This is a genomic window from Bradyrhizobium sp. Bra64, from assembly GCF_024519875.1.
Classification (GTDB): Bacteria; Pseudomonadota; Alphaproteobacteria; order Rhizobiales; family Xanthobacteraceae; genus Bradyrhizobium; species Bradyrhizobium japonicum_G.
In genome coordinates this window covers 22,942-34,819 of record NZ_JALJRD010000022.1, presented here as the reverse complement: position 1 = coordinate 34,819, position 11,878 = coordinate 22,942, and the positions used below count along the sequence as shown (strand labels likewise).

Genomic DNA, 11,878 nt, shown 5'->3' with positions numbered 1-11,878 from the left:
AGGAGACTGCCGGCCTGGACTTGAAATTCGCGCGCGGCTTGCTAACGGGCGATTTTCATGTTGCAATATCGGACACAATCGGAATTGGCCGCTCGACTGTGCGTTTCGTGACATTGAGACTCAAGACTCGAACAGACTTCCGGAAGCCCGTTTGTGGCGTGGCACGCGAAAAGCGGCCGCGTCGTTTTTGTATCTAGCGGAGGAGACTGAGGATGCCGCAAAAGGGCACCGTCAAATGGTTCAACCCGACCAAGGGCTATGGGTTCATCAAGCCGAACGGCAGTGACAAGGACGTCTTCGTCCACATCTCCGCCGTCGAGCGCGCCGGACTCTCCACCCTCAATGAGAACCAGGTGGTTGAATACGACCTCGTGGAGAACCGCGGCAAGGCATCCGCGGAGAACCTCAAGGTCTCCTGATTTCTCTCAGGCCAGACGCGAGAGATCATGACGTTGCCCCCGGCTCTGCCGGGGGATTTTTATTTTCGGCGACAAAGCCAGGCGTCTGGTGCGGCGCTTCAGCTCGTCACGGCGGGCGCGATCAAAAAATTCTCCGACGGCCCGCTCCCGGTTGTCTTGCAGACGTCGCCTTCGATCCGGACCTTTCCGGTTGCGAGCAGCCGCAGCGCTTCGGGATAGATGCGGTGCTCGACTTCGAGGATCCGCTCCGACAGCGTGGCCCCGGTATCGTTGTCGCTCACAGGCACCGCCCCCTGCATCACGATCGGGCCGGCGTCGGTCTCGGGGATCACGAAATGCACTGTCGCGCCGGACAGTTTGACACCGGCGCGCAAGGCCTGGCCGTGCGGGTCGAGGCCAGGGAACGACGGCAGCAGCGAGGGATGGATGTTGAGCATCCGCCCGTACCAGGCCCTGGTGAACTCAGCCGTAAACAGGCGCATGAAGCCGCCGAGACAGATCAGCTCGATGCCGTGCTGGTCGAGCGCCGCCTGCAGCACCGCCTCGAAGCCTGCACGGTCCTTGCCGAACGGCTTGCTCTCGATCACCAGCGTCTTGACACCGCTCGCCTTTGCCCTTTCGAGCCCGAGTGCGTCGGCCTTGTTCGAGATCACCAGCGAAATCTCGGCCGGGAAATCCGGCGCGGCCGCGCCCTTGATCAGCGCGGCCATGTTGGAGCCGCGACCGGAGATCAGGATGGCGACGCGGCGCTTCATCACAGCGCCAGATCGAGATGGCCGTTATAGACGACGCGGTGCTCGCCCTCGGCCGGAATCACGGTGCCGAGTTGCACGACCGTCTCGCCCGCATCGGTGAAGACCTGCATCACCTCGTCGACCTTGTCGGGCTCGACGATCGCGATCATGCCGATGCCGCAGTTGAATGTGCGCAGCATTTCGAGCTCGGCGATACCGGCCTGCGCGGCCAGCCATTTGAACACCGGCAGCACCGGCAGGCGCGCGAGATCGATGCCGACGCCGAGGTGCTGCGGCAGCACGCGCGGAATGTTGTCGGTGAACCCGCCGCCGGTGATATGGGCAAGCCCCTTCACCGCGCCGGTCTCGCGGATCGCGCGCAGGCAGGATTTGACGTAGAGCCGCGTCGGCGTCAGCAGCGCGCCGCCGAGCGTCATGACCGGGGCGAACGGCGCCTGCGCCGCGAAGCCGAGGCCGGACTGTTCCACGATCTTGCGCACCAGTGAGAAGCCGTTGGAGTGCACGCCCGACGATGCGAGGCCGATCACGGCATCGCCCGCGGCGACGTCCTTGCGCGGCAGCAGCGTGCCGCGCTCCGCCGCGCCGACGGCAAAGCCGCCGAGGTCGTAGTCGCCGTCCTTGTAGAGGCCGGGCATCTCGGCGGTCTCGCCGCCGATCAGGGCACAGCCGGATTCGCGGCAGCCTTCGGCGACGCCGGCGACGATCGACGCGGTCGCCTCCGGATCGAGTTTGCCGCAGGCAAAATAGTCCAGGAAGAACAGCGGTTCGGCGCCCTGCACCACGAGGTCGTTGACGCTCATGGCGACGAGGTCGATGCCGATGCCGCCATGCAGGCCGGTCTCGATCGCGATCTTGACCTTGGTGCCGACGCCGTCGGTGGCGGCGACCAGGACCGGGTCCTTGAAACCGGCCGCCTTGAGGTCGAACAGGCCGCCAAATCCACCGATTTCGGCATCGGCGCCGGGCCGTGCGGTGGCGCGCACCATCGGCTTGATCAGGTCGACCAGGCGGTTGCCCGCATCGATATCGACGCCTGAATCGGCGTAGGTGAGGCCGTTTTTGCGGTCGGTCATGCCCGATTTCCAGTGGGTTTGCGGCTGGTTACGTCGAATTCAGGGGACGCGCAATGGCTCGCATGGCGCCCAGCGCGATACTATGTAGATATCAACGGGTTCAGCCTTCTAAAGGGCTGGATTCGAGGTCAGGCCGGGTGCCGGGAAGCGCCGCGTGAGTATTCCGAACATCATTACCCTGGGCCGCATCATGCTGGTCCCGATCATCGTATGGGCCATCGTGTCGAGCCAAAGGGAGGTGGCATTCGCCGTCTTCCTGATCGCTGGTATCAGCGATGCGGTCGACGGCTTCCTTGCCAAGCGCTTCAACATGACGAGCGAACTCGGCGCCCTGCTCGACCCGCTCGCCGACAAGGCATTGCTGGTCTCAATCTACCTGTCGCTTGGGATCTGGGGCGACATTCCGCGCTGGATCGTGATCCTGGTGGTCTCGCGCGACATCATGATCGTCACTGCGGTGATCGTCTCCTGGCTGTTCGACAAGCCGGTCGAGATGAGGCCGTCGAAGGTGTCGAAGCTCAACACGGCGGCCCAGGTCGCGTACGCTGCGTTGGTGCTGGCTTCCCTCGCCTTTGGCTTCAAGCCCGGCCCCTATGATATAATCCTGATGGGCCTGGTCACGGTCTTCACGCTCTCCTCGGTGTCGCTGTACCTCGTCGAGTGGCTGCGGCACATGAGCACGATCGAGGCCAAGTAGCACGATCGAAGCCAGATGAGCCGGGATGCGGCCCCGCAAAAGGCCAACTCCGGCTCGATTACGTCGATTCTCTTCAAACGAAGCCGGCGCGCCGGCACGGAGCAAAGCAAGCGTGGCAGGCCGCGTTCATCCCCGACAATTGGCGTTTTCGCTTCCGCATGCGGAGAGCCTGAGCCGGGACAATTTCCTTGAAGGCCCCGCCAACGAAGCCGGTCTTGCCCTTATCGATGCCTGGCCGGAATGGCCGAACCGGATCATGTGGCTGGCCGGTCCGGAAGGAAGCGGCAAGAGCCATCTAGCCGCGATATGGGCCGAGGAGGCCGGCGCCCGCTCGACCGCGGCCAATGGGCTGACCGCCGAAGCCGTTCCGGGGGCGCTCGCCACCGGTGCGCTGGTGGTCCAGGATCTCAAGGAAAAGGAATTCGACGAGCGGGCCGTGTTCCACCTCATGAACCTCGCCCGCGAGGACGGCGCCTACGTCCTCTTCACTGGACGCGAGGTGCCGGCGTCGCTCCAGATCGAGCTCCGCGACTTGCGCTCGCGCCTGCGCGCCGTGCCGGTCGTCTCGCTGCTGCCGCCCGATGACCAGCTCTTCCGCGGCCTGATCGTCAAGTTCTGCGCCGACCGCCAGCTCGCGGTGGACGAGAGCGTGGTGAGCTACCTCGCCACCCGCCTGGAGCGGTCTTCGGCCGCCGCCCGGCAGGCCGTGGAACTGCTCGACAGTGAGGCCTTGCGGCTCGGTCGCCCGGTCACCCGGGCCTTGGCCGCCGAACTGCTCCGGGATGTCTGACTTCCGACGCGAAAACCCCCGACGCCAAGTCCTTCCGACACCAAGGCGGCTTGACGCGGCGCGGCAGCGGAACATCAATGTCATCGAAACGTCATCGCACTAACACATGCTCCCGCCGGTTTTGCGCGTAGTCGCAAATTGGGGCGAACTGGATGGACCGACTTCTGATGGACTCTGCGCAAGCTGCTGAAGTTAAAGAAAAAGCCCCAGAAGCCGAGGGCCTGCCGGTGATCGCATCAAGCCCCGAGCGGTTCATCAATCGCGAGCTGTCCTGGCTGCATTTCAACCGCCGGGTCCTGGAGGAATCGGTCAATCCCAACCATCCCGTGCTGGAGCGGGTGCGATTCCTGTCGATTTCAGCGAATAACCTCGATGAGTTCTTCATGGTCCGCGTCGCCGGCATCAAGGCCCAGGTGCGCGAGGGCATTGCCGAGCGCAGCCCCGATGGCCTGACGCCGTCCGAGCAGCTCATTCTCATCAACCAGACCGTGTCGCAGCTTGCCTCTGACCAGCAGGCGATCTGGGCCGACCTGCGCGGCACGCTCGCCGGCGTCGGCATCGCGCTGGTCGACGGCAAGGAGGTCACCAAGGCGGAGCGGACCTGGATCGAGGACTATTTCCTCAGCAACGTGTTCCCACTGCTGACGCCGCTGGCGATCGATCCGGCCCACCCCTTCCCGTTCATCCCGAGCCTCGGTTTCACCATGGCGCTGCAACTGACGCGCGCCGCCGATGGCAAGCAGATGAACGCGCTGATCCGCATGCCCGGCAAGATCGACCGCTTCATCCGCCTGCCGACCGAGGGCAAGGTTGTGCGCCTGATCTCGCTGGAGCAGGCGACCGGTCTCTTCATCAACCGCCTGTTCCCCGGCTACAATCTGCACGGCCAGGGCGCCTTCCGCATCATCCGAGACTCCGAGCTCGAAATCGAGGAAGAGGCCGAGGATCTCGTCCGCCTGTTCGAGACGGCACTCAAGCGACGCCGCCGCGGGTCCGTGATCCGGCTCGAGATCGACGCCAAGATGCCGGAGGAGCTGCGCAACTTCGTACAGCATGCGCTGTCGGCAGCCGACGACGAGGTGTTCCTGGTCGACGGTGTGCTGGCCATGAACGAGCTCTCGCAGCTCACCCGCCTCGACCGGCCCGATCTCGAATTCACCCCTTACGTGCCGCGCCATCCCGAGCGCGTTCGCGAGCATGGCGGCGACATCTTTGCCGCGATCCGGCAGAAGGACCTCGTCGTCCACCATCCTTACGAATCCTTCGACGTCGTGGTGCAGTTCCTCCAGCAGGCGACGCGCGACCCCGACGTCGTCGCCATCAAGCAGACGCTCTACCGCACCTCCAACAACTCGCCGATCGTGCGCGCACTTGCCGAAGCCGCCGAGGCCGGCAAGTCCGTCACCGCGCTGATCGAGCTGAAGGCGCGGTTCGACGAGGAGGCCAACATCCGCTGGGCACGCGACCTCGAACGCGCCGGCGTGCAGGTCGTCTACGGCTTCCTCGAGCTCAAGACGCACGCGAAGCTCTCGATGGTGGTGCGCCGTGAGGGCGGCAGCCTCACGACCTACGTCCATACCGGCACCGGCAATTATCACCCCGTCACCGCGCGCATCTACACCGACCTCTCCTACTTCACCTCGGATCCGACCATCGGCCGCGATGCCGCGCGCGTGTTCAACTTTATCACGGGGTATGCGGCGCCGAGCGATCTCGAAAAGATGGCGGTGTCGCCGCTGACCTTGCGCAAGCGCATCATCGAGCACATCCAGGGCGAGACCGCGCATGCGCGGCACGGTCGGACCGGCGCGGTCTGGATGAAGATGAATGCACTGGTCGACCCCGACATCATCGACGCGCTCTACGAGGCCTCGCAGGCCGGCGTGCAGGTCGAGCTCGTGGTGCGCGGCATCTGCTGCCTGCGGCCCGGCATTCCCGGCCTATCGGAGAACATCCGCGTCAAATCGATCATCGGGCGCTTCCTGGAACACGGCCGAATCTACTGCTTTGGCATGGGCCAGGGCCTGCCGAGCGCGAAAGCGGCTGTGTATATCTCCTCGGCCGACATGATGCCGCGCAACCTCGACCGCCGCGTCGAGGTGCTGTGTCCGCTGCAAAATCCCACGGTGCATCAGCAGGTTCTAGAACAGATCATGGTCGCGAACCTCAAGGACAATGAGCAGAGCTGGCAATTGTTGCCGGACGGGTCGTCAACGCGTATGAAGACCGCGAAGGGCGAGGAGCCTTTCAACGTCCACAACTACTTCATGACAAATCCGAGTCTGTCTGGCCGTGGAAAGTCGCTCAAGGAATCCTCGCCGCGCCGCCTCACGCGCCGTAATGAACGCCATCAATCCTGATCCGGGATCGCTGACGTGAAGCGGCCGCGCAAGCGCGGCTCGAGCGTCGCTGTCATCGATATCGGTTCCAATTCGGTCCGTCTCGTCGTCTACGAGGGACTGACGCGGAGCCTCATTCCGATCTTCAACGAGAAGACGCTGTGCGGCCTCGGGCGCGAGGTGCAGAGCACCGGCCTGCTTGCGCCCGACGCCGTCGACAAGGCGCTGACCTCGCTGAAGCGCTTTCGTGCGCTGTGCCGGGTGATGCAGGTCGGACGGGTGTTTGCGATCGCGACTGCCGCCTGCCGCGATGCCTCCAACGGCGCCGACTTCATCGCGAAAGCCGAGCGCATCTGCGCCGTGAAGATCGAGATCCTGTCGGGGCCGCGCGAGGCGCGGTTGTCGGCGCTCGGCGTGATCTCCGGCATCCATCACCCCGACGGCATCGTCGGCGATCTCGGCGGCGGCTCGCTCGAGCTGATCGACGTGCGCAAGAACAGCGTGCGCAGCGGCGTGACACTGCCGCTCGGCGGGCTCGCGCTCCAAGACCTCGCGCACAAATCGCTCAAGCGTGCCGACCGCATCGTCCGCGAGGAGCTCGACGAGGTGCCGCAGCTCGCGGCGGGCCGCGGCCGCACCTTCTACGCCGTCGGCGGCACCTGGCGCGCACTCGCGCGCATCCACATCATCCAGAGCGGCTATCCGCTCCAGGTGATGCACGGCTACTCCATTTCCGCGGCCGAAGCGCTCGACTTCTCGCGCCGCCTCCGCCGTCTGGTGGCCACCGGCACGCTTGCCGACATCGAGATCGTCGCCGATGCGCGACGCCCTCTCCTCACCTATGCGGCGCTAGTGCTCGAGCACATCATCCGCGTGGCGAAGCCCAAGACCATCGTGTTCTCGACCTTCGGCGTGCGCGAGGGCCTCTTGCACGAGAAGCTGCCGGAGTCCGAGCGCAACAAGGACGGATTGATCTGCGCGGCCGAGGAGCTGAACCAGTTGCTGTCGCGTTCGGCCAGGCACGCCCGTGAGCTGATCGCCTGGACCGATCGCCTCGCGCGCGTGGTGAAGCTGCGCGAAACCGCGGAGGACCGCCGGTTGCGCCACGCGGCCTGCCTGCTCTCCGACATCGGCTGGCGCGTGCATCCTGATCATCGCGGCGAGCAGACGCTCAGCCTCGTTGTCAACGGCAATTTCGGCGCGATCACCCACACCGAGCGCGCCTTCGTCGGCCTGTCCGTGTTTTATCGGTATGCCGGCCTGAGCGAGGAGAACCAGCCGCCGGTCACCATGCAGGAGCTGCTGACGCCGACCCAGCTCGAACGCGCCCGCCTGCTCGGCGCGGCCTTCCGCGTCGCGCATCTGATCTCGGCGGCGCGTCCGGGCGTCCTGCCCGCCACGCATTTCCGCAGCCAGGGCCGCAAGCTGATGCTGGTGTTCGAGCACCGCCTCGGCGATCTCGTCGCCGACCGCGTCGGCAGCCGTTTCCGCGCTCTCGCGCGGCTGATCAACCGCGCCGGCTCGATCGTCAGACGCTAGAAGTTATTCGGCAGAAACCTTGGCGTGGCGCTCGGAGGATCCCAGCGCGGCCGCACTGAGGCTGCGCCTCCGCCAGATGGTGCCGACGACCAGCACGACGACGACGCCGAGTGCAGCGCAGAGATATTCGCCGCCTCCGCCGCCATGGCCGAATTGCGCCGGGATGCGCAAGGCGCCGAGCATGTTGTCCAGCGAGGCGCCGAACGGGCCGTCGAACAGCGTGTGCAGCCTCGGGGCAATGCCGGGATCGGTCGCAATCACCTCGCCCGCGATCCAGCCGAGCAGCGCCGCGCCGGCCCACACCAGAACCGGCAGCTTTGCCAGCAACGCCATGATCAGCGCCGCACCGGCGACGATCAGCGGTACGCTGATGGCAAGACCGAGCACCAGCAGGGGCACGCTGCCATTGGCGGCGGCGGCCACCGCAATGACGTTGTCGAGGCTCATGACGATGTCGGCGACGACGACGATCTGGACGGCCTGCCACAGATGCGAGGCCGACTCGACGCCGTCCTCGTCCTCGTTTTCCGGGACGAGCAGCTTCGCGGCAATCACGATCAACGCGAGACCGCCGACCAGCTTCAGGTACGGCAGCTCCATTAGGCTCGCAACGATGCCGGTGAAGATGATCCGCAGCAGCACCGCCGCGCCGGCGCCCAGGATCATGCCCCAGAGACGATGCCGCGGCTTGAGGCCACGGCAGGCGAGCGCGATTACCAGAGCATTGTCGCCGGACAGAAGGATGTTGATCCAGATGATCTTGCCGACCGCGACCCAGAAGGTCGGTTCGGCCATCTCGTTGCGGAACTGGGTGAAGAAGGCCCCGATCGTAGCGGGATCGAAGATCTGCCAGAGCCAGTTCACAATACGTCCTTTCGTCCGGTCGGCTTAACTCATCGGCTGGATCAGCCGACGATCTCGTTGCCCGAGAAGAACTGTGCGATCTCGATCGCGGCGGTCTCCGGCGCATCCGAACCGTGCGCGGAGTTCTCGCCGATCGACTTTGCGTAGAGCTTGCGGATGGTGCCGTCGGCCGCCTTCGACGGATCGGTCGCGCCCATGGCGTCGCGGTACTTGGCGATGGCGCCCTCGGCTTCCAGCACCTGGACGACGACGGGGCCCGAGGTCATGAACTCGACGAGTTCGCCGAAGAACGGACGCGCCTTGTGGACGGCATAGAAGGTCTCGGCCTGCTCCTTGGTCATGCGGATGCGCTTCTGCGCGACGATGCGCAGGCCCGCCTTCTCGATCACGGCGTTAACCGCACCGGTCAGGTTACGCGCGGTGGCGTCGGGCTTGATGATCGAGAACGTGCGTTCGATGGCCATGATCTTGTCCTTGAGGAGAAAGCGGAGGGTTCGGAGTTGCGGGGCTTATATCGGCGCTGCCGCCGGACGGCAAGCGACCGCCGGAGCGGCCCTCACAGGCGCTTCGCCGCAGGCGCCAGCCCCTGATTCCAATATGGATTACAACAATTTCACCCCGATGAACCCAATCTGAAACCTCCGTCAGGGTTCGGTTCAGCTTCGCAGGCGTAAGGTCGGCCCCATCGAAACCGAAGCCTGATCATCAGGCGGACCGTTTCGGCGGCCTTTCCATCGACGCGATAGCCCCGCGCCGGCAGTCTTGAGGAGATCACCATGTTGAGGAAACTTTCGCTTGCCGCCGTCGCTGCGGTCGCGCTGGGTGCCGCGCTGGCGCCGACCTCCGCCTCCGCGCACTGGCACGGCGGCGGCTGGCATGGCGGCGGCTGGGGCCACGGCTACGGCGGCCCGCGCTTTTATGCCCGCGGCCCCGTCGTCTCCTACGGCTACGGCGGCTGCTATACGCGCCGGCTGGTCCCGACCCCCTGGGGACCCCGCTGGCGGATGATCAACCGCTGCTACTGAGCCCGACAGCACCTTTCCAAGGGTACCCGCCCCCCAAGGTACCTTCCAAGCGAAGCCCCGGCGTTCCCCTGCGCCGGGGCTTAGTATTTGAGCAGATGCGAGGACTTCCCACAATTTTTACTAGAAGGCCCGGCAATCTCCGCGAGTGGCGAAACCATTCGGGGGTCAAGGACTTGGTACCGTGACGCTCATTCGAGAACACGGAACCCCGCCATGGCTGGCCTTCTTGCCGATGACAGCGAACAAATCGACCTGCGCACCAGCCGCTCGATCTGCGATGCCGTTGGCGAACGGCTTCAGCAGAGCCTGCGTCCCGAAGCCAGGCTCCCGACGCATCTCGAGCAACTCCTCAACGAGCTGAAGCAGCGCGACAGCGATTCGCACTGACGGCAAATCCGGAAAAACGGGTTGCGTTTGCGCCCGCCTGCGGTGACAAGGCCGCATGCTGTCCATCACCGACCTTTCCATCCGCCTCGCCGGACGCCTTCTGATTGACCAGAGTTCCGTGCAGATCACGCCCGGATCACGGGTCGGCATGGTCGGGCGCAACGGCACCGGCAAGTCGACCCTGTTCAAGGTGATCCGCGGCGAACTGTCGGCCGAGCACGGCACTGTGACGCTGCCGCCGCGCTGGCGCGTGGGCAGCCTTGCGCAGGAAGCCCCGAACGGCCCCGAAAGCCTGATCTCCGTCGTGCTCAAGGCCGACCTCGAACGCGACGCGCTGCTGCATGAAGCCGAGAGCGCCACCGATCCGCACCGGATCGCCGAGATCCAGACCCGCCTCGTCGACATCGACGCGCATTCGGCGCCAAGCCGCGCGGCTGCGATCCTCTCCGGCCTTGGCTTCTCCGCCGCCGATCAGCTTCGCCCCTGCGCCGAATTCTCCGGCGGCTGGCGCATGCGCGTCGCGCTTGCCGCAACGCTGTTCGCCGCCCCTGACCTGCTGCTGCTCGACGAGCCCACCAACTATCTCGACCTCGAAGGCACGCTGTGGCTGGAGGACCACCTCGCGCATTATCCGCGCACGGTGATCGTGATCAGCCATGACCGCGATCTGCTGGAAAGCTCGGTCGACCAGATCCTGCATCTGGAGCGCGGCAAGCTCACACTCTACAAAGGCACCTACTCCTCCTTCGAGGAGCAGCGCGCCGCGCGCGAGTTGCTCGATGCCAAGGCGGTCAAGCGCCAGGAGGCCGAACGCGCGCGCCTGCAGGCCTTCGTCGACCGCTTCAAGGCCAAGGCCTCGAAGGCGCGCCAGGCGCAGTCGCGCGTGAAGATGCTCGAGCGGCTGAAGCCGATCACGGCACTGGTGACCGCGGACGTGCGCGAGATCAGCTTTCCCGCGCCGGAGAAGATCCTGTCGCCGCCGATCATCGCCGTCGACAACGCCGCGGTCGGCTACGATCCGGCCAGCCCCGTGCTCGGCCGGGTCACCTTGCGCATCGACAATGACGACCGCATCGCGCTGCTCGGGGCCAACGGCAACGGCAAGTCGACGCTGGTCAAACTGCTCGCCGGGCGCCTTGCCCCCTTCTCGGGCAAGGTGACGCGCGCGGACAAGCTGTCGATCGCCTATTTCGCGCAGCACCAGCTCGACGAGCTGAACGAGGACGCCTCGACCTACGACCACGTCCGCAAGCTGATGGGCGATGCGCCGGAAGCCAAGGTGCGCGCACGCGCCGGCGCGATCGGTTTCTCCGGCAAGGCGGCCGACACCAAGGTTGCAAAACTGTCGGGCGGCGAGAAGGCGCGGCTGCTGCTGGGCCTTGCGACCTTCTTCGGCCCCAACATGATCATCCTGGACGAACCGACCAACCATCTCGACATCGACAGCCGTGCCGCGCTTGCCGAAGCCATCAACGAATTCCCCGGCGCCGTCATCATGGTCTCGCACGACCGCTATCTGATCGAGGCCTGCGCCGACCGGCTCTGGATCGTCGCCGACCGCACCGTGACCAATTACGACGGCGACCTCGACGAATATCGCCGCCTGGTGCTGTCGTCGCGCAACGGCGAACCCGCCCCGCGCGAGCGCAGCGCCGTGAGCGAGAAGCCGCCGCGTCCGAAGTCGGACAATCGCGGCTCGCTGAAGAAGCGCATCGCGGAAGCCGAGAGCGAGATTGCACGGGTCACCGAGATCATCACCAAGATCGACACGGCACTGGCGCTGCCCGACATCTTCAGCCGCGACCCCAAGCAGGCCGCGCAACTGTCCAAGGCGCGCGCCAATGCATCAGAGGCGCTGGCGCGCGCGGAGGAGCAGTGGCTCGAGGCGAGCACGCAGTTCGATGAGGCGGCGGGCTAGGCTCCCCATCAAAATGTGAAAAACAACCCCATGCAAAGTACCGGTATTTTATTACCTGGCGATTACCCATTG

At 65.4% G+C, this 11,878-nt stretch carries 12 protein-coding genes; 8 read left to right on the top strand and 4 right to left on the bottom strand.

The window, feature by feature from the left end:
• Positions 1 to 212 precede the first annotated feature (212 nt).
• The gene (locus NR187_RS33280; RefSeq protein ID WP_007591938.1) at positions 213 to 419 is read left to right on the top strand and encodes a cold-shock protein; all 207 of its coding nucleotides are present in this window, start codon (positions 213 to 215) and stop codon (positions 417 to 419) included.
• Between the two features lie 98 nt (positions 420 to 517).
• Here the strand turns inward: NR187_RS33280 and purN are convergent, their stop codons facing one another.
• A complete protein-coding gene (gene purN, locus NR187_RS33275; RefSeq protein WP_211385461.1) occupies positions 518 to 1,174 on the bottom strand; it encodes a phosphoribosylglycinamide formyltransferase in 657 nt (218 codons plus the stop codon).
• Complete coding sequence (gene purM / locus NR187_RS33270) at positions 1,174 to 2,247, bottom strand: phosphoribosylformylglycinamidine cyclo-ligase (RefSeq protein WP_256809250.1); 1,074 nt, start codon at positions 2,245 to 2,247, stop codon at positions 1,174 to 1,176. Before purM ends, purN begins: the two co-directional genes overlap by 1 nt.
• A 154-nt stretch (positions 2,248 to 2,401) precedes the next feature.
• On the opposite strand from purM, the gene NR187_RS33265 reads away from it, so the two are divergent.
• From NR187_RS33265 to ppx, 4 genes are all read left to right on the top strand, one after another.
• Positions 2,402 to 2,944: a CDP-alcohol phosphatidyltransferase family protein gene (locus NR187_RS33265; protein WP_211385459.1), complete on the top strand. Its 543-nt coding sequence runs from the start codon at positions 2,402 to 2,404 to the stop codon at positions 2,942 to 2,944.
• 112 nt (positions 2,945 to 3,056) lie between these two features.
• Positions 3,057 to 3,734 (top strand): DnaA ATPase domain-containing protein, encoded by a 678-nt coding sequence (locus NR187_RS33260; RefSeq protein WP_256809249.1) that lies wholly within the window; start codon positions 3,057 to 3,059, stop codon positions 3,732 to 3,734.
• A 167-nt stretch (positions 3,735 to 3,901) separates the two neighbouring features.
• Positions 3,902 to 6,094 (top strand): RNA degradosome polyphosphate kinase, encoded by a 2,193-nt coding sequence (locus NR187_RS33255; protein ID WP_211385802.1) that lies wholly within the window; start codon positions 3,902 to 3,904, stop codon positions 6,092 to 6,094.
• 15 nt (positions 6,095 to 6,109) lie between these two features.
• Positions 6,110 to 7,612 carry an exopolyphosphatase gene (gene ppx, locus NR187_RS33250; protein ID WP_256809247.1) on the top strand — a complete coding sequence of 501 codons (1,503 nt, stop codon included), beginning with the start codon at positions 6,110 to 6,112 and terminating at the stop codon, positions 7,610 to 7,612.
• A gap of 3 nt (positions 7,613 to 7,615) precedes the next feature.
• Here ppx and NR187_RS33245 read toward each other — a convergent pair whose 3' ends face one another.
• A complete protein-coding gene (locus NR187_RS33245) occupies positions 7,616 to 8,476 on the bottom strand; it encodes a TerC family protein (protein ID WP_211385456.1) in 861 nt (286 codons plus the stop codon).
• Positions 8,477 to 8,517: 41 nt separating this feature from the next.
• Positions 8,518 to 8,940 carry a nucleoside-diphosphate kinase gene (gene ndk / locus NR187_RS33240; RefSeq protein ID WP_027535388.1) on the bottom strand — a complete coding sequence of 141 codons (423 nt, stop codon included), beginning with the start codon at positions 8,938 to 8,940 and terminating at the stop codon, positions 8,518 to 8,520.
• Positions 8,941 to 9,252: 312 nt separating this feature from the next.
• Here ndk and NR187_RS33235 point away from each other — a divergent pair, with 312 nt between their 5' ends.
• The 3 genes from NR187_RS33235 (at position 9,253) to NR187_RS33225 (ending at position 11,806) form a co-directional block, all read left to right on the top strand.
• Positions 9,253 to 9,501: a sulfur globule protein precursor gene (locus tag NR187_RS33235; protein ID WP_211385455.1), complete on the top strand. Its 249-nt coding sequence runs from the start codon at positions 9,253 to 9,255 to the stop codon at positions 9,499 to 9,501.
• 213 nt (positions 9,502 to 9,714) lie between these two features.
• Positions 9,715 to 9,888 (top strand): hypothetical protein, encoded by a 174-nt coding sequence (locus tag NR187_RS33230; protein ID WP_211385454.1) that lies wholly within the window; start codon positions 9,715 to 9,717, stop codon positions 9,886 to 9,888.
• 55 nt (positions 9,889 to 9,943) lie between these two features.
• On the top strand, positions 9,944 to 11,806 hold the full coding sequence (locus tag NR187_RS33225; RefSeq protein WP_211385453.1) for an ABC-F family ATP-binding cassette domain-containing protein: 1,863 nt from the start codon (positions 9,944 to 9,946) through the stop codon (positions 11,804 to 11,806).
• The last annotated feature ends 72 nt before the right edge of the window (positions 11,807 to 11,878 follow it).

What these genes read in the sequence shown, in the direction of transcription:
- NR187_RS33230 (WP_211385454.1), top strand. Translation starts at nt 9,715, where the DNA reads ATGGCTGGCCTTCTTGCCGATGACAGCGAACAAATCGACCTGCGCACC.
- NR187_RS33255 (WP_211385802.1), top strand. Translation starts at nt 3,902, where the DNA reads ATGGACTCTGCGCAAGCTGCTGAAGTTAAAGAAAAAGCCCCAGAAGCC.
- NR187_RS33280 (WP_007591938.1), top strand. Translation starts at nt 213, where the DNA reads ATGCCGCAAAAGGGCACCGTCAAATGGTTCAACCCGACCAAGGGCTAT.
- purM (WP_256809250.1), bottom strand. Translation starts at nt 2,247, where the DNA reads ATGACCGACCGCAAAAACGGCCTCACCTACGCCGATTCAGGCGTCGAT.
- ndk (WP_027535388.1), bottom strand. Translation starts at nt 8,940, where the DNA reads ATGGCCATCGAACGCACGTTCTCGATCATCAAGCCCGACGCCACCGCG.
- purN (WP_211385461.1), bottom strand. Translation starts at nt 1,174, where the DNA reads ATGAAGCGCCGCGTCGCCATCCTGATCTCCGGTCGCGGCTCCAACATG.
- NR187_RS33225 (WP_211385453.1), top strand. Translation starts at nt 9,944, where the DNA reads ATGCTGTCCATCACCGACCTTTCCATCCGCCTCGCCGGACGCCTTCTG.
- NR187_RS33235 (WP_211385455.1), top strand. Translation starts at nt 9,253, where the DNA reads ATGTTGAGGAAACTTTCGCTTGCCGCCGTCGCTGCGGTCGCGCTGGGT.